19 protein-coding genes are annotated in these 24,260 nt (G+C 74.0%); 10 read left to right on the forward strand and 9 right to left on the reverse strand.

All coding sequences use genetic code 11. The features are described from left to right. The first annotated feature begins 20 nt into the window (after window positions 1-20). Genes BSB02_RS19545 through BSB02_RS19560 form a run of 4 tightly spaced genes read left to right on the forward strand, consistent with a single transcriptional unit; the run spans window position 21 to window position 2,846 of the window. The gene (locus BSB02_RS19545) at window positions 21-851 is read left to right on the forward strand and encodes a DUF6807 domain-containing protein (RefSeq protein ID WP_084960588.1); all 831 of its coding nucleotides are present in this window, start codon (window positions 21-23) and stop codon (window positions 849-851) included. Next, window positions 848-1,519, forward strand: a complete 672-nt coding sequence (locus BSB02_RS19550) for a cupin domain-containing protein (protein WP_240506519.1) — start codon at window positions 848-850, stop codon at window positions 1,517-1,519. The genes BSB02_RS19545 and BSB02_RS19550 overlap by 4 nt, the downstream gene beginning before the upstream one ends. A 33-nt stretch (window positions 1,520-1,552) precedes the next feature. Beyond that, complete coding sequence (locus BSB02_RS19555) at window positions 1,553-2,449, forward strand: DUF4351 domain-containing protein (protein WP_240506520.1); 897 nt, start codon at window positions 1,553-1,555, stop codon at window positions 2,447-2,449. 34 nt (window positions 2,450-2,483) lie between these two features. Continuing rightward, window positions 2,484-2,846: a hypothetical protein gene (locus BSB02_RS19560; protein WP_084960444.1), complete on the forward strand. Its 363-nt coding sequence runs from the start codon at window positions 2,484-2,486 to the stop codon at window positions 2,844-2,846. Here the strand turns inward: BSB02_RS19560 and BSB02_RS19565 are convergent. The 3 genes from BSB02_RS19565 to BSB02_RS19575 are packed head-to-tail and all read right to left on the reverse strand — an operon-like array spanning window position 2,824 to window position 5,341. Next, window positions 2,824-3,951 carry a magnesium and cobalt transport protein CorA gene (locus BSB02_RS19565; RefSeq protein WP_084960445.1) on the reverse strand — a complete coding sequence of 376 codons (1,128 nt, stop codon included), beginning with the start codon at window positions 3,949-3,951 and terminating at the stop codon, window positions 2,824-2,826. The genes BSB02_RS19560 and BSB02_RS19565 overlap by 23 nt on opposite strands. Further along, window positions 3,939-4,415, reverse strand: coding sequence for a nuclear transport factor 2 family protein (locus tag BSB02_RS19570; RefSeq protein ID WP_084960446.1), 477 nt, complete (start codon window positions 4,413-4,415; stop codon window positions 3,939-3,941). Before BSB02_RS19570 ends, BSB02_RS19565 begins: the two co-directional genes overlap by 13 nt. 47 nt (window positions 4,416-4,462) lie before the next feature. Then, window positions 4,463-5,341: an amidohydrolase family protein gene (locus tag BSB02_RS19575; RefSeq protein WP_084960447.1), complete on the reverse strand. Its 879-nt coding sequence runs from the start codon at window positions 5,339-5,341 to the stop codon at window positions 4,463-4,465. A 34-nt stretch (window positions 5,342-5,375) separates the two neighbouring features. Between BSB02_RS19575 and BSB02_RS19580 the strand changes: the two genes are divergently transcribed. Continuing rightward, entirely contained in the window at window positions 5,376-6,095 is a 720-nt protein-coding gene (locus tag BSB02_RS19580; RefSeq protein WP_084960448.1) for a M50 family metallopeptidase, read from the forward strand. A 52-nt stretch (window positions 6,096-6,147) separates the two neighbouring features. After that, window positions 6,148-8,139, forward strand: coding sequence for a serine/threonine-protein kinase (locus BSB02_RS19585; protein ID WP_084960449.1), 1,992 nt, complete (start codon window positions 6,148-6,150; stop codon window positions 8,137-8,139). A 9-nt stretch (window positions 8,140-8,148) separates the two neighbouring features. Here BSB02_RS19585 and BSB02_RS19590 read toward each other — a convergent pair whose 3' ends face one another. The 5 genes from BSB02_RS19590 to BSB02_RS19610 form a co-directional block, all read right to left on the reverse strand. Beyond that, the gene (locus BSB02_RS19590; protein WP_084960450.1) at window positions 8,149-9,558 is read right to left on the reverse strand and encodes an MFS transporter; all 1,410 of its coding nucleotides are present in this window, start codon (window positions 9,556-9,558) and stop codon (window positions 8,149-8,151) included. Window positions 9,559-9,616: 58 nt separating this feature from the next. Next, window positions 9,617-10,705 (reverse strand): winged helix DNA-binding domain-containing protein, encoded by a 1,089-nt coding sequence (locus BSB02_RS19595; RefSeq protein ID WP_084960451.1) that lies wholly within the window; start codon window positions 10,703-10,705, stop codon window positions 9,617-9,619. Between the two features lie 4 nt (window positions 10,706-10,709). After that, window positions 10,710-12,782: a transglutaminase TgpA family protein gene (locus BSB02_RS19600; protein ID WP_084960452.1), complete on the reverse strand. Its 2,073-nt coding sequence runs from the start codon at window positions 12,780-12,782 to the stop codon at window positions 10,710-10,712. 146 nt (window positions 12,783-12,928) lie between these two features. Then, entirely contained in the window at window positions 12,929-14,029 is a 1,101-nt protein-coding gene (locus BSB02_RS19605; RefSeq protein ID WP_084960453.1) for a DUF58 domain-containing protein, read from the reverse strand. A gap of 1 nt (window position 14,030) precedes the next feature. Then, complete coding sequence (locus BSB02_RS19610; protein WP_084960454.1) at window positions 14,031-15,767, reverse strand: fibronectin type III domain-containing protein; 1,737 nt, start codon at window positions 15,765-15,767, stop codon at window positions 14,031-14,033. A gap of 195 nt (window positions 15,768-15,962) precedes the next feature. On the opposite strand from BSB02_RS19610, the gene BSB02_RS19615 reads away from it, so the two are divergent. The 3 genes from BSB02_RS19615 (at window position 15,963) to BSB02_RS19630 (ending at window position 21,538) form a co-directional block, all read left to right on the forward strand. Continuing rightward, window positions 15,963-17,165, forward strand: a complete 1,203-nt coding sequence (locus tag BSB02_RS19615; protein ID WP_084960455.1) for a hypothetical protein — start codon at window positions 15,963-15,965, stop codon at window positions 17,163-17,165. Between the two features lie 32 nt (window positions 17,166-17,197). After that, the gene (locus BSB02_RS42360; protein WP_240506521.1) at window positions 17,198-18,400 is read left to right on the forward strand and encodes a hypothetical protein; all 1,203 of its coding nucleotides are present in this window, start codon (window positions 17,198-17,200) and stop codon (window positions 18,398-18,400) included. Between the two features lie 87 nt (window positions 18,401-18,487). Continuing rightward, on the forward strand, window positions 18,488-21,538 hold the full coding sequence (locus BSB02_RS19630) for a coiled-coil domain-containing protein (protein WP_240506522.1): 3,051 nt from the start codon (window positions 18,488-18,490) through the stop codon (window positions 21,536-21,538). A 106-nt stretch (window positions 21,539-21,644) separates the two neighbouring features. On the opposite strand, the gene BSB02_RS19635 is transcribed toward BSB02_RS19630, so the two are convergent. After that, the gene (locus tag BSB02_RS19635) at window positions 21,645-22,967 is read right to left on the reverse strand and encodes a citrate/2-methylcitrate synthase (protein WP_084960457.1); all 1,323 of its coding nucleotides are present in this window, start codon (window positions 22,965-22,967) and stop codon (window positions 21,645-21,647) included. 56 nt (window positions 22,968-23,023) lie between these two features. Here BSB02_RS19635 and BSB02_RS19640 point away from each other — a divergent pair, with 56 nt between their 5' ends. Next, a complete protein-coding gene (locus tag BSB02_RS19640) occupies window positions 23,024-24,238 on the forward strand; it encodes a LeuA family protein (protein ID WP_084960458.1) in 1,215 nt (404 codons plus the stop codon). The last annotated feature ends 22 nt before the right edge of the window (window positions 24,239-24,260 follow it).

The raw sequence follows: 24,260 nt of genomic DNA on the forward strand, positions 1-24,260 counted from the left end.
ACGCCCTATTGGAGATCGACATGAGCACCCTGAAGGACACCGGCACGGAGCTGGTCTGCGAGGCGGGCGGGGTCGAGCTGTTCCGGTACGTCTACCGCCCGGACATGCCCGTCTTCGAGGCGCCGAAGCCGTACTTCCACCCCATGCGCACTTTGGCCGGAAATATCGTGACTTGCTACCGGCCCCATGACCACCGCTGGCACAAGGGCCTGCAGTTCACCGCCTCCTGGGTGTCGGGCGAGAACTTCTGGGGCGGCGGCACCTATGTCGACCCCGAGCGGGAGTACGTGGACCTGCCCAACAACGGCACGATGCGGCACGAGGAGTGGGCGTCGGAGGGCGTGGAGCGGCTCACCTGGCACACCCAGGCGGGCGAGCACTGGATCGACGAGACCCGCGCCATCGGCGTCTCGGTCGCCGACGACCACTGGAGGCTCGACTTCGCCACCTCGCTGACCAACGTCCGGGGCGAGGAACTGGTCTTCGGCAGCCCCACCACCAACGGCCGCCCGATGGCCGGGTACACCGGCCTGTTCTGGCGCGGCCCGCGCGCCTTCACCGGCGGCCGGGTCCTCTCCCCCGGCGGGCCCGATATGATGGGCCGCCAGGCTCCGTGGCTGGCCTTCGTCGGCACGCACGACGAGGTCGACGCCGCCTCGACCCTGCTGTTCGTCTCCGAGCCCGGCCAGGTGTGGTTCGTCCGCAGCGAGCCGTTCGCCGCCGTCAACCCCTCCTTCGCCTTCTTCGAGGAGGTACGGCTCGCGCCGGGCGCCACCATGGACCTGCGGTACCGCCTGGTGGTCGCCGACGGCGCCTGGTCCCGTGAGCGGCTGGAGGAGGCGGCCAGGTGACCCACGCGGGCGCGGTCGGCATCTCCGACCTGCGCGTCTACGACTGGCTCGCCGCCGACGGGCGCTGCGGCGGCTCGCCCCACATGCACCTGGCGTGCGCCGAGACCTACGTCGTGGTGGAGGGTTCGGGCGCGGTCCAGACGCTCACCTGGTCCGGGTACGCCGAGACCCCGCTCTCCCCCGGCTCGGTCGTCACGTTCACCCCCGGCACGATCCACCGCCTCGTCAACGACGGCGGGCTGCGGATCGTGGTGGTCATGCAGAACAGCGGCCTGCCCGAGGCGGGCGACGCCGTCTTCACCTTCCCGCCGGACGTCCTGGCCGATCCGGTCCGGTACGGCGAGGCCGCCGGCGCCCCCGACGAGGAGGCGGCGCGGCGGCGCAGGGACCTGGCGGTCGAGGGCTTCCACCGCCTCCGGCAGGGCCCGCCCGAGCTGCTGGCCGACTTCCACCGGGCGGCGGCGCGCATCGTGGCCGACCGGCTCGACGCCTTCGAGGAGCGCTGGCGCTCGGGCGCCCTGGCCGCGGCCCTGGCCACCGGCGACCACCTGGCCGCCCTGCGCCGGGGGGACGTGTCCCACCTTCGCGCGGCAACGGTGAGTGCGACCCCTTCGGTGCCGCGCCTGGGCATGTGCGGCCACCTGATCGCCTATCCGCCGAATCGGTAGCAGCTCCGTAGTTGATCCGCTACGGTGTGCGACATGCCCACCCTCCCTCATGATCTCGTGACGATGCTGTTCCATCACCAGCCCCGGCTGGCCGTCGAGATCCTCAACGATGTCTTCGGCGCCGGGCTGCCGGAACACATGCCGGTCAACCTGGAGAACGCGACCCTCAACACCCGTCCTTCCGACGATCTCAAGCCCGACGCGATCGTGGTCGTGGGGCCGCAGCCACGCGGCGCCCAGCACTCCATCGTCGTGGAGGTCCAGCGTGACAAGTCGAAGGACCCCCGCCAGTTCGCCCGGTACGCCGCCGCTCAGTGGCTCATGCTCCAGTGCGACGTCACGGTCCTCGTCGTCTGCCAGGACCAGGCTGTGGCCGCCCACTACGCCCAGCCGGTCGAGACCGGCCTGAGCGGCTACCGCTTCCAGGCCCGCGCCCTGGGACCGGCCGACATTCCCGCCATCACCGACGCCGGCTACGCCGCCGCGCACCCCCAGCTGGCTCTCATGTCCGTACTCATACACGGTCATGATCGCGCGGTGGCGAAGGCGTTCATGATGGGGCTCGATAGAGCGGACAACGAACACGCTCCGAAGTACCCTGAATACGCTTACAACACGTCCGCGCCCGAGATCCAGCGCATCCTGGAGGAGTTCATGAACGCAACCGAATGGCCCGTCTACACCCCCTTCGCCAAGGAGCACTTCGGCCACGGCGTGGAAGTCGGCAAGGCGGAGGGCAAGGCCGAGGGCAAGGCCGAGGGCAAGACCGAAGAGGCGGCACGGCTCGTCCTTCGCATCCTGAGGGCCCGCGGCCTGGATGTCTCCGAGGACCTCAGGAACCGCATCATCGCCTGCACCGACCTTGAGCAGCTCGAAGCCTGGGTCGTGCGTGCGGCGACCATCGAGACCATCGACGAGCTGACGGCATGACCTACTCCCCCTCCGGCGCATCCTGGAGGAGTTCATGAACGCGACCGAATGGCCCGTCTACAGCCCCTTCGCCAAGGAGCACTTCGGCCACGGCGTGGAAGTCGGCAAGGCCGAGGAGGCTGCCCGGCTCCTCCTCCGCATCCTTAAGGCCCGCCACCTGGATGTCCCCGAGGATCTCAAAACCCGCATCACCTCCTGCACCGACCTTGAGCAGCTCGAAACCCTGGTGACGCGCGCGGTTCTCGTCCGCTCCGCGGAGGAGATGATCCCCCGCCTCTCCAAGCGGTGGCGGTGGGAAGGACGGCCTCGCGTCCTCGGCGATCGAGGCCGCGACGCCGAGGACGCCCCGGCGGAGGGCCGGTCGCGCGCGTTCTTCACAGCCAGTCGCGGCTCTTGAAGACGAAGTAGAGGACGACGCACACCGCCGCCATGAGCAGCAGGGCGAAGGGATAGCCCCACACCCAGTGCGTCTCGGGCATGTGGTCGAAGTTCATGCCGTAGATGGTGCCGACGAGCGTGGGCGCGAAGAGGATGGCCGCCCACGAGGAGATCTTCTTGACCTGCTCGTTCTGCTGGATGCTGACCTCCGTCATCTTCGCGATCTCCTCGTTCTGCGCCTGGCTGACCAGGGTCGAGTTGACCAGGAGGATGTCCTGGAGGTTCTGGCGGAAGGCCGCGACGCGCTCGGAGACCGTGATGGCGTGGTCGTTCACGTCCCGCAGGTAGCTGCGCAGGTCCTCGTTCAGTCCGTACTTGTCGGCGCCGGCGATGAGCCCGTCGATCATCGGCACGAGCGGCCTGGTGGCGCGCTGGAACTCGATGACCTCCCCCGACAGCTCGTAGACGCGCCGGGACACGCTCGGGTCGCCGCCGAAGACCTGCGCCTCGATCTCGTCGATGTCCTTCTGCAGCCCGGCCACGACGGGGGCGTAGCCGTCGACCACCGCGTCGAGGATGGCGTAGAGCACGGCCTGCGGCCCCTGGGCGAGCAGGTCGGGGTCGGACTCCATGCGCCTGCGCACCACCCCCAGGTCGGGGGACTCCGCGTGCCGTACCGTGATCACATAGTTGGGGCCGACGAAGACGTGGACCTCGCCGAAGGCCACCTCCTCCTTCTCGTCGACGTAGCGCGCGGCGCGCAGCACGACGAACAGCGTGTCGCCGTACCGGTCGGCCTTGGGCCGCTGGTGCCCGACGATCGCGTCCTCAAGAGCCAGCTCGTGCAGGTCGAACTCCTCGGCGAGCTTGGCCAGCTCCCGTTCCCTGGGCCGGTAGAGCCCGATCCAGGCCATGCTGTCGGGGGTGTTCTTCAGCATCTCGAAGGCGTCGGCCAGCGAGGAGGGCGTGGCGACGCGCCGCCCTTTGACGTAGAGGGCGTTGTCGATGACGCTCAGCCGGTACGGCGGAGCCTCCTCGGCCTCCTCCGCGCGGGGGTCCATCGACTCCTCGGGCGACTCCGCCCGAAGCGTGCTCCCGCGCAGGAAGTCTCTCATCCGTGCCATGCCACCTCCTCCAACGCCTGGCGTGCGCGATCTCTGATGGTCTTGCGAAAGCCCGGCATCCAGCCCAGGACGAACCCCACCGGCCTGCCCAGGGCGCGGCGTGACCAGCGGCGGAAGTCGAACTCGTCGCGATGCCCGACGATCAGCCCGTCCTCGAAGCGGAAGAACGACTCGATCTCGCTGTCCACGACGCGGCCGGTCCCCCTGTAAGTGTAGTGAGCGGTCCAGCGGGCGGTCGCGGTGCGATCATCGCCGGTCACCTCGTGGAAGCCGGCCTTGAACTCGCCGCGGCCCCGCAGCTGCGACGTCCACATGGCCATCACGCGATCGCGGCCCTCCACCTCCGGGAAGATCGGATCGGCGAAGCTCACCTCCGGGTGGTAGCAGGCGGCCATGGCGTCGAGGTCCCCGCGGCTCAACGCTTCGAAGAAGGCGCTCACGAGCGCCACGTCGCGGTCTTTCACGGTGTCGCTTTCACGGTGTCGCCTTCACGCGGTCTTTCACGGTCCTATCAGACCATGGCCACGCCGTTGTCCCAGCACACGGCCCGCAGCCAGGCGTCTGCGAGGCCGAGCCGGTCCAGCGCGTCCAGTTGGTGGGCGTAGGGATGGGGGATGTTCGGGAAGTCGCTGCCGAGCACGACCTTCCCCGCCAGGCCCAGGTCAAGCAGGACGGGCGTCAGGGATTGCGGGAACGGCATGCCGAGCTCGGCGAAGTCGGTGAAGGCCATCGTGGTGTCGAGCGCCACCCGCTCGTAGCGCAGGGCCAGGTCGAAGAACTCGGCGTACTCGGGCATGCCGAGGTGGGCGATGACGACGCGCAGCCGGGGGTGGCGGCGGAGCACGCCGCCGATCGGCTCGACGCCGACGCACCCGCCGGGCACGGGGACCGAGCTGGCGTGCACCACGACCGGGATCCCGGCCTCGGCCAGCAGGCCCCAGATCCCGTCGAGCTCGGGCAGGCGCGGGTCGAAGCCGCCGACCTGGAGGTGGACCTTGAACACCCGCGCCCCCGCCTCCAGGGCCCGCCGCACGTAGGCGGGCGCGGACGGCTCCGGATAGAACGTGGCCGACGGCAGGCACTCGGGGGTGCGGCGGGCGAAGTCCAGCGCCCACGAGTTGAGGTCGGCGGCCATGTCGGGCCGGTGGGCGTACGGCAGGGCCGTGAAGTGCCGCACGCCCATGTCGCGCAGGCGCGCCACCCGCTCCTCGACGGGCCACTGGTAGGTCACCTTCCAGCCGTGGCCCATGAGCGGCCCGCCGTGGGCGAAGTGGTGCCACACCCGGCGCTCCATCCGCTCCGGCAGGAAGTGCGTGTGGATGTCGAACAGGCCGGGAAGACCGAGCGCCCGCCACCAGGCCGGAACGTCAGAATCATGTTCTAGTGCCACGCGGGGGACTCTACCCCGCTAAGGTCAAATCACGATGGACAAGCTTTGGGCCTACCTGACGGCGGTCCAGCCGGACCCTGACCCCTGGGTGGGGTTCGCCTCCGCCGCGGCCGCCCTCCTCATCGTCGGCTCCCGCCGTACCTGGGCGGTCACCCGCGGCCTGGTCACCATCGCCCACGAGGGCGGGCACGCGCTGATGGCGCTGCTGACCCGGCGCAAGCTCGAGGGCATCAGGCTGCACTCCGACACCTCCGGCGTGACCGTCACGCGGGGCAGGCCCACCGGCCCCGGCATGGTGCTCACGGCACTGGCCGGGTATCTCGCGCCCTCGCTGCTGGGGCTGGCCGCCGCGTGGCTCACCGCGCAGGGGCGCGTCACGCTGCTGTTCTGGGCGGTCCTGCTGTTCCTGTTCTGCATGCTGCTGCTGATCCGCAACCTGTACGGCGCGCTGGTGCTCCTGGCCACGGGCGGCGCGGTGTTCGCCCTGTCGATGTACCTGCCCGAGCAGGGCCAGCAGTTCGCCGCGCACCTGGGGGTGTGGTTCCTGCTCTTCGGCGGGGTGCGGCCGATCGTCGAGCTGCAGCGCAAGCGGCGGCGGCGCATGGCGCCCGACTCCGACGCCGACCAGCTGGCCCGGCTGACGCTCCTGCCCGGCGGCTGCTACGTCTTCTTCTTCCTGATGGTGGCGGCCGCCTCGGTGCTGGGCGGCGCATGGCTCATGATCGTGCCGGTTTTGGCAACACATTTCCCCTGAGTCCCACACTAAACTCAGCCGGGACAAGGGGGCCGGCACAGGGGGACGTGGAGTGCAGCCAGCCGACGACGCGCCCGGGTACAGGGTTCTCGACGAGGCGGGCCGCGGCGGATTCGCCGTGGTGTACCGGGCCTACCAGGAACGCCTGGACCGCATCGTGGCGCTCAAGGTGCTGTCGGTCGACCGCGTCGACCAGCGGACCATGCGCAGGTTCCAGCGGGAGCTGCAGCTCGCGGGGCGGCTGACGGGCCATCCGAACGTCGTGACGGTCTTCGACACCGGCATGACCCGCTCCGGCAAGCCGTACATCGCCATGGACTACTGCGACGGCGGCTCGCTGCGCGACCGGGTCAGCCGGGAGGGGGCGCTGCCGCTCGCGGACGTGCTGCGCGCGGGGGTGAAGCTGGCCGGGGCGCTGGCGGCGATCCACGAGGCGGGGGTGCTGCACGGCGACATCAAGCCGCAGAACATCCTGGTGTCGCGGTACGGCGAGCCGGCCATCGCCGACTTCGGCGTCGCACGGGTCGTGGACTCCTCGGAGATCTCGGCCACGTCGCAGGCGTTCACGCCGCTGCACGCGGCGCCCGAGGTGCTCAGCGGGCAGCCGCACAGCGCCTCGACGGACATCTACTCGCTGGGGTCGACGCTCTACCACCTGCTGGCGGGGCGGCCCGCCTTCCACGACCCCACCGACTCCTCGATCGCGCCGCTGATGTTCCGCGTGCTCAGCAACGAGCCGCCGCCGATCGGGCGTCCCGACGTGCCGCCGGCGGCGTCGGAGGCGATCCTGCGGGCGATGGCCAAGCAGCCGAGGGAGCGGTACGGCACGGCGCGGGCGTTCGCGCAGCGGCTGCAGCGGGTGCAGGCGGAGCTGGGGCTGCCGGTGACCGACCTGATCGCGGCCGACCGCGGCCCGGGATCGGCCACCGTGCCGCGCAAGGAGGTCTCCCAGCCCCCGACCACCCCCTCCTCACCCGCTCCCACCACCTCTCCCGGCTCCGCCGCCCCCGCCCCACCCACTTCCGGCACCTCTCCCGGTTCGGCTGCCCCCTTCCCATCCACCCCCATCGCTTCCCCGGGCTCGCCCACTCCCTTCCCGGACTCTCCGGTCACCGCCCCCGGTGCGCCGGGGGCACCGGGACGACCGGGAGCACCGCCGGGCTCCTTCGGCGCGCCGGACACCTCGCCGCCGGGCACCTCGCCGCCGCTTACCTCGCCCGCCCAGGCGGCATCCGCCCCTTCTCCACCCCCGGAAACGTCCGCCCCCTCTCCCCAGTCGCCTTGGGGAAGCACAGGAGACCGGATGGCGATGCCCGGCGTGAGGGACGTGCCGGGCACCAGGGCCTCGGACGAGGCCGCCTGGCCAGGTCGCGGCGCGCATGCCCCCCGCGGAGCGGAGCCGCTGCCTGGCGGTGGTGGGCAGCCGCCGGCGAGCGGCGCCTCGCGCGCCGCGGCGGGCGACCCGCTCGGCGCGCCCGTGCCCGTGACGCCCGCGCCTCCCACCCTTCCGCCGCGTGCCTCGCGGCTGGTGCGGGCGACGCCCGGCTCGGCGGGCCCGTCCAGCGGCCGCCTCAAGCTCGTCGTCGGCGCGTCCCTCGCGGCGGCGGGCGTCGTGGGAGCCGCCGCGGTGATCTTCATCGTCCGCCGGCCCGACTCACCCCCGGCGCGGCTGCCGGTCGCGGGCGAGTCCGCCCGGCCCTCGCGAAGCGACCCGGCGGCCGAGGCCACGATCGACCCGCAGACCCTCGCCGCCCTCAAACCCCGCCGGCTCCGCGTGGTGGCCGACCACGGCAGCGTGGTGAGCCTGCGCTGGGCGCTCCCGGCCGCCGCCCGCGAGTACCCCCTGGTCCTCCAGCGCGAGCCCGCCGACGGCCAGCCCCTCACCACCCTGGAGTCGGGCAGCACCACGGCCCGGGTCGTGGGCCTGAGCGAGAAGATGGGCTACTGCTTCGTCCTCGGCGTCCCGCTCAGGATCTCGGAAAGCAGCGCCGTCGCCTGGTCCGACCCGCTGTGCATCCGCGGCGCCGTCCCGAGGCGGAACTGACCGGACCGCTCACTTCCCCAACGGCGTCCGCCGGGGGACGACCATGACCGCGACCACGCCGAGCGCCGCCAGCACCAGCATCGCCAGGAAGACGTTGTGCACCGCCCCGGCCAGCGCGAGCCGTACCTGCTCCACCTCCGCGCCGCCGCGCTCCAGCGCCCGGGCCGCCTCGTCGACCGACGCCCGCCCGTCGAGCCGGGCCGCCAGCGTCAGGTTCGCCACCCCGGCCAGGACGGCGGTGCCCAGCGCCCCGCCCGCGATGCGGAAGAACACCACGCCCCCGGTGACCACGCCGCGCCGGTCCCAGCCGACCGTGTTCTGCGCGCCGACCAGCATGGACATCGACAGCAGGCCGAGCCCGGCGCCGTTGACGAACGAGCACGTCCCGGCGTACCACAGCGACGAGCGCTCGGTCATCAGCGCGAACAGCACCGCCGAGACCGCGATCAGGGCGAGCCCGACCAGCGCCGTGTCGCGGAAGCCGTACCGCATGTAGAGCCGCGGGGCCAGGTTCACCGAGAGCGGCCAGCCGACGGACTGCACGGCCAGCGCGAACCCGGCGGCCACCGCGCCCGCGCCCAGCACGCCCTGGGCGTAGGTCGGCAGGTAGACGGTGGGGCCGACCAGCACCATGCCGACGATCGCGCTGCCGAGGAAGGAGCCGAGCAGCACCCGGTCGCGCCACACCCACGGCGGGATCATGGGCTCGGCGGCCCGCCGCTCCCACCAGGCGAAGCCCGCCAGCAGCGGCACCCCGGCGGCGATCGGCCACCACAGCGCCTCCTGCAGGCCCAGCATGACCGCCACGACGCCGGACACGAGCAGCAGCCCGCCGGGGACGTCCACGCGCCCGGGACGGCGGTCCACCTTCTCGTCGAGGAACACCGTGATCGCGGCGATGGCGGCGGCGCCGACGGGCAGGTTGATCCAGAAGATCAGCCGCCAGGTGGCCAGCTCCGACAGCAGGCCGCCCACCGCCGGGCCCACCACCGCCGACACGCCCCAGACCGACGACAGCAGGCCGCTGATCCGGCCGCGTTCCTCCAGCGAGTACAGGTCGGCGGCGACCACCTGGACGATCGACTGGATCGCCCCGGCGCCCACGCCCTGGACCACGCGGGCCACGATCAGCATCGGCATGCTCGCCGACACCGCCGCCAGCAGGGAGCCGACCAGGAAGACGGCCATGCCGGTGGCCAGCATGGGCTTGCGGCCGTAGACGTCGGCCAGGCGGCCGTAGATGGGCGTGCAGACGGCCTGGGCCAGCATGTACCCGGCGATCACCCACGGGAACAGGGAGAAGGAGCCCAGGTCGCGGACGATCGAGGGGACGGCGGTGGCCACGATCGTCTGGTCGATGGCGGCCAGGGCCATCGCCAGCATGAGCCCGGCGGCGACCGGGCCGCGCCTGCTCGTCATGCGCCCGCCCGCCCCGTGTCTCCCTGTCTTGCGGCTCCCCGTGCTGGATCGTCCCGTCTCATGTCTGCCCACCCTGGGTCTTCCGCCCGGGGTCTTCCCGCTCCGTGTGTCCTCGTCCTGGGTCTCCTTCCCGCCTCGTGTGCCGGCCCAGGAAACGGCGGACATCGGCGATCTCGCGGGCGAGGTGGTCCCGGGCGGGGCCGGCCAGCTCGGCGAAGGCGGTGACCGTCACCTCGTCGCCGCGCCTGGCCCAGGTGCCGCCGATGACGCCGTCGACCAGGACGACGGGGCGCAGGATGCCGCCGCCCGGGAAGACGGCGCGGACGTGCTCGGCGGGCAGGAACGGCTCGCGGCTCTTCCAGCCGAGCAGGTACTCGTCGAAGGACGGCAGCAGCCGTACGGGCACCTCTGGGGCGTGCCGTCCGCCGGGATCCGCGGGACGACCCGTGCCTTCTGAATCCGGCGCGGGCCGGGGGGCGGGGGCGGCGCGCCAGGCCGTACGGGCCTGGCCGAGCGGGAGGCCGGACCAGGCGGCGAGGTCCTCCGGCCCGGCCGGGACATGCGCGCGGCGGTAGCGCACGGCCAGCTCCCGCAGGGCACGGTCCCGATCGGGCTCGAACGCGATCGGCCCGCCCAGCCAGTCGTCGGCGTGGACGTAGGTGGGCTTGCCGTTCCTCGGCGGGCCGAGCACGGCCAGCCCGCAGGCGGCGGCCAGCGCCACCAGGTGGACCACGCCCTGGCCGCGCGCCCGGCCGCCGAGCCGTTCCTCCAGCTCGGCCTTGGTCAGCGGGCCCTGGCCGTGGAGGGCCCGCCCGATCAGGGCCGGCAGGTCGTCGCCGGTCACGCCCTCCTCGGCGAGGCGGCGGAGCGTGCCGGTGCGGCGGGCGGTCAGCGCCAGGAGCCACGGCAGGTCGTCGCGGTGGACGTAGTGGAGGGTGCCGCGCGGCCCCCACGTGCGGACGATCTCCCGGGCCTGGACCGCCGCCTCGACGTCGCCCAGGGTGACGGTCGCGGAGCGGGCGCGGAAGGCCAGCGGGGCGGCGGCGAGGTCCTGGGCCTGGACGGCCAGCAGGTGGCGGACGATCCCACCGGCGCCCGTCCCCGGCGGCCGGTGCAGGAGCTGGGCGGCCATCCGTGCCTGGTTCATGGTCTCATTTCAGCAGCAGGCGGCGCCGCAGCCGGAGGGGGAGGGGGGTGGTGCGGCGTACGGCGTGGCGGACGGCGTCGCTGTGGCGCCATGCCTCCTCCGCCGCCTGCTCGGCCACGCCGTCAGGGGCGTAGCGGACGAAGTTCGAAATATCGGCCAACGGCTGGAGGTGGCGGGAAATGGTGGACGGATGCCGGGCCACGACCTCGGCGGCGGTCAGCGGCGCGGCCTCGCGCAGCCCCAGGTCGTCACAGGTCTGCCGCCACGCGCCCAGCACCCGTCCCTGCGGGTCCGCGGCCCGGCGGCGACGGCGGCGCCGCCACCACGGGAGCACCACGGCCAGCGTCCCATAGCCCGCCGCCAGCAGGCCCGCGCCCGCCACGCCGAGCACCCAGCCGGGCGGCCCGGCGGCCTCCCGCTCCCCGGCGGTCTCGCGCCCGCCCTGCGTGTCCTTCGGCCGGTCGGCGCTCCCCTGGGTGAACTCCCCCTCCAGCTGCTCGCTCTCCTCGATCGCCTGGGAGACCACCTCGTGGTCGTCCTTGGCGCCGCTGCGCCCGGGCGTGGGGTAGAACGGCCGCCAGCCCAGCCCCTCGAACTTGATCTCCGCCCACGCCACCACGTGCCCCGACCTGACGTGGTAGACCCCGTCGCGCAGGTCGCCGGGCCGGAAGCCGACGACCACGCGCGAGGGCAGCCCCAGCGTCCTGGCCATGAGGGCGAAGGCCGAGGCGAACTGCTCGGAGGTGCCCCGGTGGGTGGTCTCCAGGAAGAACTCCAGGCTCTTCAGCGAGTGCCCGGGCGGCGCGGTGACGTCGTAGTCGGCGTTCTCCCGCAGGTACTTCTGCAGCCGGTAGGCCTGCCTGATCGGCAGGTCCGCGCCCCTGGTGGCCTCCTGGGCCAGCTCGCGGAACAGCTTCTCCTGCGGCCCGGCCGGGAAGGCCAGCAGCGCGGGCTCGTCGGCGGGGGCGGCGCCGAGCAGGTCGGCCTTGGACGGCTCGGGCACCTGGGAGGTGACCTGGTACGACGAGCCCTTGGCCGGTTTGGCGGCGGCCAGCAGCGCGCCGCTGGCGGGGTCGGCGCCCAGCCCGGCGACGCCCCGCACCTCGGCGGGCCGGTCCGCCGCGGGCAGCCAGGCGCCGGGCAGGCCGTCGATCGTGATCGTCTGGCGGACGGTCGCCGCCTTGCCGGTCCACTCCCCGGCCGGGACCCGGCCGCCGGTCGGCTGGAAGCGCGCGCTGGAGGTCCAGCGCACCCCGTCGTACCGGTCCAGGACGGCCAGCCGCCAGTTGAGCGGCTTGCCGGCGCGGACGGTGAACAGCGGGCGGTCGGGGATCTGCAGCCAGGCGGAGACCCGGTCCAGCGGGCTGACGCTGTTCACGCGGTGCGGCGGGGGCAGCTCGGCGTCCTTTCTGGGGTCGTACGGCTCGGCCGCCACGGGCAGCAGCGGGGCCAGGCCGTACGCGACGAGGGCGACGACCGCGGCGACGGGCAGGCCCGCCAGGAGCCAGGCGGCGGGGCGGCCGGAGCGCACGAGGAGGAGGGCGGCGATCAGGACGAGGAGGGCGGCGGCCAGCGGCAGGGTGGCGCCGTCGCCGTCCACGCCGAGCGGGAGCGCCACGCCATACAGGACCACGGCCGGGACGGCCGGGGCGGCGGTCGCGGCGGTGCGGGTCAGCGTCTCCGCGGCGGTGAGCGAGGCCGCCCACGTCAGGGCGTGGACCAGGACGAGCAGCCGTGGCTCGGGCTGGGCGGGCAGGAGCGTGGTGAGGAGGGCACGCCAGGCGTTGACCAGGTCGGCGGCCACGCCGGGGGCGAGGCCGCCGTAGAGGGGGACGGTGGCCGCCAGCCACAGCACCAGGTTGAGCAGCAGCGACAGCCACAGGGGGCGTCTGCGGGCCAGCGCGGCCACCAGGACCGGCACGAGCGCGGCCGGGGCGATCACCCGCAGCAGCTCAGGGCCGGGGAAGACGCGGTGGAAGGCCCACGCGCCGGTCGCCGCGAGCGCCGCGGCGAGAAGCAGGCCGACGCCGAGCCGCCACGCCCCCGCCGACGGCTCCGGCCTCCCGGCACCCGTCACACCCGACCCCGGCCTCCCGGCACCCGTCACACCCGGATCCGACGTCCCAGCACCCGTCACACCCGGATCCGGCGTCTCGGGAGGTGCCACCCCGGAGCCGGTCGCGGCACGGCCGGTGGCTGCCGTGCCTCTCGTACGGCGGCGCGTCATCGGCGGCTCCACACGGCTGGCAGCGCCTCCAGGTCGGCGATGCGGGCCATCGTCACACCTGGGGCGCTGATGGGCTGGTCGCCCACGAAGACGCAGATCACGCGGTCGAACCGGCGGCGGGCGGCGGCCAGGCGGCCGGCCTCGGCCGGGTCCGCCGTCACCAGCACGAGCGACCCGCCGCCGCGCGCCAGCCGTACCGTCTCCCCGACGCCCTGCCCCACGCCCGCCTCGGGCGCCGAGGCGGCGGTCACCAGCGCCAGCCGGTCCAGCAGCAGGTCGGCGTCGGCCCTGGTCTCCGCCAGCGGGCCCGCGCCGGTCAGCACCCGCACCGGGAAGCCCGCCCGCGCGGCGGCCACGGCGACCGACGCCGCCGCGTCCACCGCCGGTTCGGTCAGCCCCCGCGTGTCGAGCACGACGGTGGTGGTCGGCAGGCTCGCGTCGATGAGCTGGCGCACCATCAAGGTGCCCGTGCGGGCGCTGGAGCGCCAGTGGATGTGCCGCAGGTCGTCGCCGACGACGTACTCGCGCAGCGTGTGGAAGGTGGCCGTGCCCGCCGGGGCGTTGTCGCTGGTCGGCCCCTCCAGGTGGTGCGCCCGGCCGGAGGGCGGCACGGGCAGGTCGACCGTGCGGGGCCGCACCAGCAGCGTGACGGCCTCGCCGTACTCCCTGACCCGCCGGGTGAGCCCCAAGGGGTCGGCCCGCACCAGGCGCAGCGGCCCCACGGGGATCTCGCCCCGCCGGTCGGTCGGCAGCGGGTAGGAGATCACCTTGGGCGTGTTGCGTGGCAGGCGCGGCAGGTCGACGGTGTGCTCGACGGCGCCGAACCGGTCGTGCGCCCGCACCCCCGACAGCCCGAGCCTGCCGAGGTTGCGCACGTGCAGCACCGCCACGGCGGCCTCGCCGCGCGGCACCTTCAGCGGCGTGACCTCCCGGTGCACCTCCAGGCGCGGCCTGGGCGCCGTCCACGCCAGCGCGAGCGCCAGCGCCAGCAGGCCGCCGGTGGCCAGCACGACCGGCTCGGGATAGCCGAGGAGGAAGCCGGCGGCGTACAGCAGCACGGAGGCGGCCAGCGTCCCCCAGCCCAGCGGGGTGAGCACGCTAGGCCGCCTGCGGGATCGGGAGCCCGGCCAGGATCTCGCCCAGCACGTAGGTGACGTCCTGGCCGGCGTTCTCCGGCGCCTTCCAGGTCAGGTCGGCGCCACGGTTCTTGGGCTTGGCCGCGAAGCCCGACGGCGCACCGGGCGCCACGCACGGCCGGGCCCCGGCGCTGGCCTCGGACTCCACCTCGCCCTTCTCCCAGTGCGCGACCACCGTGAAGGTGTACTCGGTGCCGCAGTCGCCGCCCCTGAACTCGAACTGGAAGGGCCCGTTGGCGTCCACCTGCGACGGCGTCACCTGGCCGCCGGAGGGCGAGACCTTCAGCGTGTAGCGGTCCACCTTGCCGCCGGCCGACGGGCTGAAGCTCACGTCGACCCTGCCGGGGCCTGAGCGGGCGGTGACCGGTCCCGGCTTGCCCGGCGGCGAGGCCGTGGGTGAAGGCGAAGGCGAGGGTGAGGGGGACGGGCTGGGGCTCCGGGTGGGCGAGGCGCTGGGCGTCGGCTCCTGGCTGGGCGTGGGCTTCTTGCCCGGCTTGCCGGTCGGCTGCGTGTCGCCGCCCTTGGTCGGCGCCGGGTCGGGCTCGGGACGGCCGGTCGGGTTCGGGTCGTCCCTGGTCGGCTGGAGCTTGGGCGTCTGCTTGGGCTTGGGGGTGTTCGTCGGCCCCGGGACGTCGGTGTCGTCCTTCTGGATCGGGTGCTTGCGCCCCTCGGGGTCGATGACGACCGCGCGGTCGCCGTTCTGGTCGTTGGCCCACAGCAGGCCGTCCTTGACGAACACCTCCAGCGGCCCGGGGCGCTCGGCGACCTGCAGGGTGGTCGGGCGGCCGGGCGCGGCGCTGTCCCACACGATCAGCCCGCCCCTGCCCTGGTCGGGGACGTACACCTTCGAGCCGAGCACCTGCGGCACGCCCAGCCTGCCGGAGGTCCCGGCGCCCAGCTTGGTGGTGAGCACCTGGTTGGACTGGGTGTCGATGACGACCAGCAGGCCGTCGGGGCCGGGCGCGAGGATCGGCACGAGCGAGCCCTCGGCGGCGGCCGGGGTGAGGACGCCGCCCCTGCCGGCCCGCGCGACCTCCTTGGGCAGGGTGATCTCGCCCGCTCCGCCGTCCGTGCCGATGATGACGGCGGTGGCCGCGCGGGTGTTGACGATGACGGGCAGGCCGCCGGCGATGGTGATCGCCAGCTCCTCGCCGGGCTCGCCGACCTTGACCGGGCGCTCCGCCGTACCGGCCGAGACGGGCACGGCCTCGCCCTTGGCGGTCACCGGCACCCACAGCCTGCCGCCGCCATCGATGCGGGCCGGGCCCAGCGGTCCCGGCAGGGCGAGGGGCTCGCCGACGGAGTTGAGCGTGGCGGGGTCGATCTGCTGGACCTTGCCCGCCGGGTCGACCGCGTAGGCGGCGGTGCCGGAGACGACCAGTTGCAGCCCGGCCGCGCCGAAGTTGCGGGTCTGGGCGACGGTGAGCTGGCTCGGCTCGATGCGGCTGACGAACCCCGTGGCCTCGTCGACGAGCATGACGTTGCCGCCGTCCTGCACGACCTTCAGCGCCTTGCCCGCCGTGTGGTCCAGGTAGCCGTCGACCTCGCCGGACAGGCCGTTGACGTGCACGACCTTGCCCCTGACCTTGGTCCACAGCCACGCGCCCACGTCGGCCAGCTTGGGGTTGGCACTGGAGACCCCCACGCCGAACACCGCGGCGGCCCCCACGAGCGCCGCCACGGCGACAGCGGCGATCACAGCTGTGGCTCGATCGCCACGAAGCACGCGGACGCCCACCCGTCACTCACCCCGTATGCACCGTTACTAGGTGTCTATCCCCCATGTATCGGACATCACGATAGCGCTATTTCGTCCCTCCGGACAGGAAACTCACACCCGTACGGCCTCGCCGCCGGTCCGAGATTGTCGGGCGGAAGCTCTACCTTAGAGCGCGTGTCTGAGGAGCCGCTCACCCTCGACGCCGCCCTGTCCGACGAGGCGGTCCTGTCGACCTACCGCAGGATGTTCGCCGCTCTGGCGCGTGACAGCGGCGCGGTCGTCGACGACCCGGTGCTGGTCGACATCGCCGAGACGCTGTTCACGGCGTTCGCCGAGGCGGGCGAGGAGTGGCTGACGCACGAGCAGATGCGCCACGCCTGCCGGGCCTATCCCACCGACCTGTTCGAGAACAGGCTGCGCGTGCTCAAGGGCCTGGGCGCCATCCGTGAGGTGTTCCCCAAGCCCAACCAGCTGCGCTACCGGGCCTCCTTCACCAGCGTCGTGGGGCTGATGTTCATCCGGCGGATGATGGACGACGGCGGGCAGTCGGAGATGCACCGGCTGCTGGCGCTCGAAGACCTCAACGTGGCCGATCCCCGCACCACCATGGAGGAGGCGCGCCAGTCGGCGGTCAACCTGGCCAGGGCGTTCCGGCTGTGGGCGCTGGAGCTCATCACGCTGACCACCGGCACCATCGAGGAGCTGCGCGAGCAGGCGCCCAAGCTGTGGGGCACCGAGGAGATCGCCCGGCGCGCCCAGGGGCTGCACGCCACGATCCTCACCCGCTGGCCCTCGCTCGACCGGGTGTGCACCGACCTGCGGGCGGCGATCTACGCCTACAGCGACGCCTCGCGCCGCGCCGCCGGGCGGCTGGCCGAGTCGGCGGGCACCACACGCAACCTCACGCTGCTGCCCACCGAGACCTGGCGCACCTTCGCCCAGACCGCCTCGCGCGAGACGCTCGCCTCGGTCCTCGACGGCTTCCTGTTCGACGCGCCCGCGCCGTGGCACGATCCGGCCGCCATCGCGCGGGCCGTCGACGAGGCCCCGCGCCCGGCCCCCGCCCAGCCGACGCCGCCCCGCTCGGCACTGCCCGACCCCGGGCCCTCCAGCGTGCTCGCCGAGCCGCCCGAGGCCGCCGTCCAGCGGCTGCGTGAGGTGGCCGAGTCGGTGCTCGGCGGGGCGGACCGGGTGGCGCTGGCCGACGCCTTCGGCGGCGACTGGCCCGCCGCGCGCCGCCTGCTGGCCGACCTGACGACCATCGACCTGCGTCCGGACCTGCCGTATCGGCTGGTGTGGAGCGAGGAGCTGTCGATCGATCCGGAGCGGGAGCCGGCGTGGCTGTCGCACGGGTTCCTGGTGCGGGAGTGTTCGTGAAGGCCGGCGGTACTGCTGCCGCGGGAAGAGCTGTGGGCGCCGGTGACGCGGCCGTCGCGCACGCGCGGGTCCGGGCGCACGGGCCGTTGCGCCTGCCCGCCGGTGCGCCGGCGCCCGAGGGGATGGCGCGGCTGACCTTCCCCGACTCCACCGGGCTCGCGCTGGGCGTCTGGCCCGACGGGGCGACGCCCGCGCTGCTGGAGGAGCACCAGGTGCCGCCCGTTCCCGTCGAGCGGGCCGGGGAGACCCGGCGGGTGCTCGCGGCGTGCCTGAAGTGCTGCTGGACCGACCTGTCGGCGGACCCGTGGCCGGGCTCGCCGGCGCCGCTGGAGCGCGTGCTCGGCACCTACCGGGCGTTGATCGGGCGCACCGACGACCTGATGCGCAACTGGGCGATCGGCGCGCTGCGGCGGTTGCACGACTCGGCGTGGATCGTGCTGTCCGACGGGCTGGTGCGCCTCGGGCCGCGCTGCGCCCTGTGGCCGGTCTCCGCGCACGCGCAGCTGAAGGAGCTCGTCCGCCGCCTGCCGGAGCCCGCCGGTGACGACCTGACCGTGGTGGCGGACTCCGACCTCGTCGAGACCGCCCCGGATCCCGCGGGCGGGCGCGTCGAGGGCGGCGAGTCGGCGGGCCTGGAGGACCTGCTGGAGGGCTACGACGAGCGCCACCGGGCCGAGCTGGTGGCCGCCTTCATGGCCGTCGAGCACGCCGCCGAGCCGGTGCCCGAGGCGAGGTTCGCGGCGTTGCGCGACCCGGCGCTGCGGCGTGCGCTGGCGCAGATGCTCGCGCGCCGCGGCCGGGTCCTCATCCAGCATCGCGAGCGCTGGATCTCCGGCTACGACGACGGCGTCGCGGCCCGTCTCGACGGGCCGCTCAGCGAGAGCGAGCGTGCCGTGCTGACGCTCGTGCTGGTCCACTCGGTGGCGATCCCGCGAGCCGAGGGCGTGCTGCCCGAGGACACCTGGCTGTCGCCGCACCCCACGCCCGTCGAGGAGCTGCGCCGCCACACCCAGGTGCCGATCGGCGAGCTGGAGGCCGCGCTCAGGTCGCTGCGCCACGCGGGGCTCCTCACGCAGGTCAAGGCCGGCGAGGAGGCGGGCGGCTACGTGCCGGGGCCGCAGTTCCACCGCCTCACGCCCGCGGCGCGGCGGCGGCTGCAGGAGGAGCTGATCCTCGCCGCCGGGCCGCAGACGCCGCTGGCGGCGGCCGTCCGCGCGAGAAGGGCGGCCGGGTGAGCGCGGCCAGCGGTCCCGGCCCGGGCGACCGGTGGACGGACGGGCAGCACACGGACGAAGGACGACGGGGGTAGATCGGTGTCGCAGATGGAGAACATCGTCGGGGATCGGGTGCTGATCGCCGTACAGGCGGTCAACATCTCCCGCTTGTCGACCCACGCGGTGCCGATCGTCCCCGGCACGCTCATCGTGGTCGCCGGGGCGGGACCGAAGGACTCCAACGGCGCCGGCAAGTCGTCGTTCATCGCCGCCATCACCGCGTTGCTGGGCGACGAGCAGTGGCGGTTCGCCTCGGGCGCGAAGGCCGTGTCCGAGCTGCTGTTCAACGCCGAGCTGGCCAGCGGCTCCGGCGCCCGCCAGTGGGCCAGCGCGAGCCACGGCTACATCGTCGGCGTCTTCGGCCCGGCCGCGCCCGGCGCACTGGCAAGCACGACAAGCACGACAAGCGCGGCACCCGCGGCGAGCGCCGCCGACGACGAGCCGGAGCCGCACGACGGCGGCGCGCTGTTCGGCGCCCCGAAGGCCGAGACGGTCACCGTGTGGGTGCGGGTGAACCAGGAGGCGCCGCACCTGGAGATCCGCTGGCGCGAGGGCGTCCACCTGGCCGCCGCGCCGTCCGAGGCCGAGCGGGTGGCCAGGGCGGACGAGCTGTGGGCGGCGATGCCCAGGTCGGCCGGGCGGCGCGACGTCGTGGCCCGCGACCTCACCAAGGTCCTGTACGGCGACCGCGTCCGGTGCGTGTCGTTCCTGTCGACGTCGGTGCGCAGCAAGGTGGCGACGAACCTGCTGTCCCAGCCGCTCAACGAGATCTCGCCGGAGCGGGTGTTCGAGGCGATCGCCGCGCTCACCGGCCTGGACACCGAGCTGGAGCAGGAGCGGGAGGCCCGCCGCGACGAGCACGCCAAGCGGGTGCGCGCGGCCGAGGCGGCCGACCGGCTGGCGGAGTTCGAGGCGGAGTCGCGGGCGTTGCTGGCCGCGTTCGACCGGCGCGACCAGGCCAGGGTACGGCTGGCCGAGGCGTTGCGCTGCTGGCGGGGCAGGCAGACCCGCCGGCTCGCCGACGCGGCGGACCGGGACGAGCAGCTGGCCGCCGAGCTGGAGCGGCACCGGCTGGCGGGCGAGCAGGCGGCCGAGGCGATCGCCATGACGAAGGCGGAGATCGCCTCGCTCAAGGACGACACGCTCGACCGGCGGCTGGCCGAGGCCCGCAGGACCCTGACCGAGCTGCAGGCCAGGGCGGCCAAGCTGGAATCGGACCGGGCGGTGGCGGAGAACTCGGCCGACGAGCTGCGCGGCCTGATCCCCGGCCTGGAGGAGACGCGGCGGCTCGCCGACGGGCGCGACGTGCCGGCCGCCGAGCGCGAGCTGGCCGAGGCCAGGGCGGGCCTGACCGAGGCGCTGAAGGCGCTGGGCGTGGCCGACCGGGAGGTCGCCTCGGCGCGGGCGGCGCTCGACGACGCCGAGGGTGGGCCGGCGGCGGCGCAGCTCAACGCCCTGGCGGCGGGCGGCGTCAAGGCGACCGGGCTGCTCGACGCCCTGGACGTGGCCGAGCAGGCGCGCGACCACTCCCGGGAGCCCGGCGATCCCCCGGCTGCGGGCATCGACCTGGACGGGCTGCGCGGGTGGCCGACCGAGCACGCCGTGATCGTCGACGCCGCCGACCTCGACGCGGCGGCCGCCGCCCTCGCGGACCTGCCCGGGTCGGTCCTGGTCAGCGCGGCCGGCGTGAGCGTGGTGGGCGCGTTCGGGGGCGTGGCGACCGGGCGGGAGGCCCGCATCAAGGCCGCCGAGCTGCGCCTGCATCGCGCCAGGGACGCGCAGGAGGAGGCGGCGCGAGCCGTACGGCAGGCGGAGGAGTCGGTCGCGGAGGCGCAGCGGCGGCTGGAGGGGGCCAGGGCGGCGGTCCAGCTGGCCGACGTCGAGCGGAGGCTGGCCGAGCGCCGGAGCAGGCTGGCGGAGCTGACCGAGGCGCTGGAGGAGCTGGCGCCGCAGGTGGCGGCGGCCGAGCAGGAGGTCGGCGGCCTCGACTTCCGCGCGCGGACACGGAACATGGAGATCGAGCGCCTGGAGGGCCGCCGCCAGCGCCTGGAGGCCGAGCGGGCGCGGGCGCGCGAGCAGGAGGTGCAGGTCGCCAGGGAGCGGGAGGCGCTGAAGCTGGAGGAGCTGGTCCAAGACTGGGGCGGCTCGGTGGAGGGGGCGCGGGAGTGGATCGCCGCGCTGCCCGAGGAGGAGCGCGGGCGCACCGCCGAGGAGTGGTGGCGCATCGCCGAACGCCACCTCGACCAGGCCTACCGCGACACGTTCGGCGAGGACGACGAGGTGCCGGAGGAGCTGCGGTTCCTCATGACCGAGCGGGCCGGGCGCAGCGGCAGGGAACAGGCCACGTTCGCGGCGGTGTGCGCGTCGCTGGCCTCCTACCTGCGGGGACAGGAGGAGTACGAACGCCACCAGCGGCGGCAGATCGAGACCCAGCTGGCCGGCAGGCAGCGTGACCTGGCGGCGGCGGCCAAGGGCGCGGAGGAGGCGGCACAGTCCACGGCGGTGCACCGGGCGGCGCTCACCGCGGCGATCAAGGCCAGGCTGACGCGGGTGGCAGAGGAGTTCGACAAGCTCGACACCTCCTACGGCGGTTACGGCGCGACGCTGGAGTTCCCGGTGCCGCCGGCCCCGGCCGACCCCGAGCAGCGCTGGCAGTGGCGTGTCACGCCCAAGTGGCGGCGCGGCGAGGGGCAGGCGTATGTGCCCTACAACCGCAGGGCCAACACCGCGCTCATGGACGAGAAGGCCGTCAAGCTGGTGTGCGCGGCGGCGATCGCGTCCTCGGGGGGTGGGCACCTGTGCCTGGTGCTCGACGAGCTGGGCCGCAACCTGGGCAAGGAGCACCGGCGGGAGGCGGTGGCGCTGTTCCGCAGGATCGGCGAGACCTACGGCATCACGGTGATCGGCGCGCTGCAGGACGACATGGAGCCCTACGCGATCGACGCCTGCGGGCAGTACATCAAGCTGCGCCGGTCGAGCGACGCCATGCCGTACAACGAGCCGCCGGTGATCGTGGGGCACGACGAGCACGCGGAGCGGGTGAGGATGCTGGCGGCGTACGTGGACCGGACCGCGGCCGCCGCCGCCGAGAGCGGGTGAGCGGGAAGCGCCGGCGCCGATCGGCCGCGGCGCGCTGCGAGCTCGTCCCGCCCGTCCGCCGGCGTCATCCGAAGACGCCGCGAGTTCCCCTGCGCGTCCGCCGGCGTCACCCGGGGGCGGTGGGGCGGGGCGGTGGGCCGGTGTAGGAGGCGCGCGGGCGCAGCAGCGTGCCCTTGGCGTACTCCTCCATCGCGTGCGCCAGCCACCCGGCCGTCCTGGCCACGGCGAAGATCGCCTCTCCCGCGCCGGGCGTCATCCCGCTCACCGCGGCCAGGGTGGCGAGGGCGAAGTCGACGTTCATCGCGGGGAGCCGCCTGCGGGCCATCTCGCGTTGCACGGCCCGCGCCGCGGCGATGCGCCCGTGGCCGGGGGCGGCCGCCTCCACCAGCTCCATGAGCAGGACGGCACGCCCGTCGCCCTTGCGGTAGACCGTGTGCCCGAATCCGGGGACGCGCTCGCCCCGCCGTACCCGGTCGGTCACCACGCGGGAGGCCTGCGCGGGGTCGGCGACCTCGGCCAGCAGGCGTTCCGCGGCGTAGGAGGCGCCGCCGTGCAGAGGGCCGCCGAGGACGCCGAGCCCGGTCAGGACGACCGCGTAGGGATCGGCCTTGGCTGAGGCGGCCACGCGGGCGGCGAGGGTGGAGGCGGCCAGCTCGTGGTCGGCCAGCAGGACGAGAGCGGCCTGCAGGGCCCTCAGCAACGCCGGGGTGGGCGGATGCGGCGACAGTTTCGGCCAGAGCCGTTCGGCGATGGGCCCGGCGGGAAGCGGCGCCCCCGGCCGGATGGACAGGCCGTCCCCCGACTGAGCAGGCGACCCGTCCTCCGGCCGGGCGGGTAGGCCATCCTCCGGCCGGGCGGGCGGTACGTCCTCTGTGCCCTGCGCGGGCGACTCGCCCACGGGCGGCAGCGCGTCGACGAGGCCCGCGATGAGGCGGCGGCCGGTCGCGGCGGCGGAGACCGGGTCGAGCTGGTAGCGCAGCGAGTCGGTGGCGCCCAGGACGGTGACGACCACCTGGAGCCGGTCGAGCGGCAGCAGGCCGGCGGGCAGCCCGCGCTGCGCCTCGGCGGCGGCGCGCAGCGCCTCGGGGTCGCTCTCCCACCGGCCGCCGCCGGAGGCCCCGGTCCCCCACAGCGCCTCGGCCACGCTCTCGAAGTCGCGCGTCCTGGCCAGCTCCAGCGCGTCGGTCCCCCGGTAGTACGGCCGGTCGGCGCCCAGCGCGGTGACGGCCGACTCGATCACCAGCTCCGGCGGGCGGTGGCGGGGACGCCCGCGGCGGGCCAGCCGTTCGACCTCCTCCGCGTCGAACAGGCTGCGCCGCCCGTCCTCGGCGCGCCGCCGCCGCAGCACTCCCCTGCTGACGTACGCATACAGCGTCGCGGGCTTGACCCCGAGCCGCCGGGCCGCCTCGGAGGCGTCGATCCACTCCATGAATGTTGACTATAATCAACATTGATCCATATTGCCAGAAGTGTCAGGGTGGACTCATGCCACGAGTTCACTTCCTCGACGTGACCAACCGCGACGGCGTGCAGACCGCCAGGACCGGCCTGTCGAAGTTCGGCAAGACGATGGTCAACTTCTACCTGGGCAGGCTCGGGGTGGCGCAGTCGGAGATCGGCTTCCCGTTCCTGTTCCACGAGGTGCCCTACGTGCGGGCCCAGGTCGCGCTGGCGGAGGCGGGGGCGTTCGGCGACCTGCGCCTGTCCGGCTGGTGCCGCGGTGTCACCGCCGACGTGGACAAGGCCCTGCCGCTGGGACTGAAGCACTACAACCTGTCCATCTCGACGTCCGACTACATGATCCAGAACAAGTTCCGCGGCAGGCTCGACCGCGACGCGATCATCCGCGAGATGACCGCCGCCGTGCGGGCGGCCAAGTCGGCCGGGGTGGAGACCGTGGGCGTCAACGCCGAGGACGGCTCGCGCACCGACGACGCCTTCCTGCTGGAGTTCGCGCTGGCGGCCAGGGAGGCGGGCGCCGACCGGGTGCGCTACTGCGACACCATCGGCGGCGACACGCCCGAGCGGATCCGCGAGCGCTTCGCCAAGCTGGCCGCCGCGACCGGCATGCCGATCGAGACCCACTGCCACAACGACCTGGGCATGGCGGTGGCGAACTCGGTGTCCGGCGCGCTCGGCGACCTGGAGGCCGGTCAGGACGCCTGGATCAACACGTGCGTCAACGGCATCGGCGAGCGGGCCGGGAACGCCGACCTGCTGTCCACGATCCTGGCCTGCCGGCACGGGTTCGGGCTGGATGTGGAGATCGGCGACCCGCTGGACCTGTCCTGGGCGCGCCGCTTCGCGCTGTGGGCGAGCTACGCGCTCGGCCAGCCCCTGCCGTACAACCAGGTCGGCGTGGGACGCAACGCCTTCGCCCACGAGTCGGGCATCCACGCCGACGGGGCGCTCAAGGACCACGGCAACTACGAGCTGTTCGACGAGGCGACGCTCGGGCCCTTCCCCGACGACTGGCACGCGCGGCGGGGCCGGGTGGTGCTGACCGGGGAGTACGGCGGCAAGGCCGGGTTCCGGCACGTCATGGAGGGGCTCGGCGTCGAGGTCGAGGACGAGGAGCAGGCCTTCAAGCTGGTGCAGCTGTGCAACGCGGCGACGGGACGGCCGCTGACCGACGACGAGCTGCGCCTCATCGCCGCCTACCCCCGCGAGCTGTCGCTGCTGTTCCCCGGCTACCTCTAACCCGGCTACCTCTAACCCGGCT

Source organism: Thermoactinospora rubra, from assembly GCF_002093975.1.
Lineage (GTDB): Bacteria > Actinomycetota > Actinomycetes > Streptosporangiales > Streptosporangiaceae > Nonomuraea > Nonomuraea rubra_A.

What these genes read in the sequence shown, in the direction of transcription:
- BSB02_RS19635 (WP_084960457.1), bottom strand. Translation starts at nt 22,967, where the DNA reads ATGGAGTGGATCGACGCCTCCGAGGCGGCCCGGCGGCTCGGGGTCAAG.
- BSB02_RS19565 (WP_084960445.1), bottom strand. Translation starts at nt 3,951, where the DNA reads ATGGCACGGATGAGAGACTTCCTGCGCGGGAGCACGCTTCGGGCGGAG.
- BSB02_RS19640 (WP_084960458.1), top strand. Translation starts at nt 23,024, where the DNA reads ATGCCACGAGTTCACTTCCTCGACGTGACCAACCGCGACGGCGTGCAG.
- BSB02_RS19555 (WP_240506520.1), top strand. Translation starts at nt 1,553, where the DNA reads ATGCCCACCCTCCCTCATGATCTCGTGACGATGCTGTTCCATCACCAG.
- BSB02_RS19590 (WP_084960450.1), bottom strand. Translation starts at nt 9,558, where the DNA reads ATGACGAGCAGGCGCGGCCCGGTCGCCGCCGGGCTCATGCTGGCGATG.
- BSB02_RS19580 (WP_084960448.1), top strand. Translation starts at nt 5,376, where the DNA reads ATGGACAAGCTTTGGGCCTACCTGACGGCGGTCCAGCCGGACCCTGAC.
- BSB02_RS19545 (WP_084960588.1), top strand. Translation starts at nt 21, where the DNA reads ATGAGCACCCTGAAGGACACCGGCACGGAGCTGGTCTGCGAGGCGGGC.
- BSB02_RS19630 (WP_240506522.1), top strand. Translation starts at nt 18,488, where the DNA reads ATGGAGAACATCGTCGGGGATCGGGTGCTGATCGCCGTACAGGCGGTC.
- BSB02_RS19560 (WP_084960444.1), top strand. Translation starts at nt 2,484, where the DNA reads ATGAACGCGACCGAATGGCCCGTCTACAGCCCCTTCGCCAAGGAGCAC.
- BSB02_RS19595 (WP_084960451.1), bottom strand. Translation starts at nt 10,705, where the DNA reads ATGAACCAGGCACGGATGGCCGCCCAGCTCCTGCACCGGCCGCCGGGG.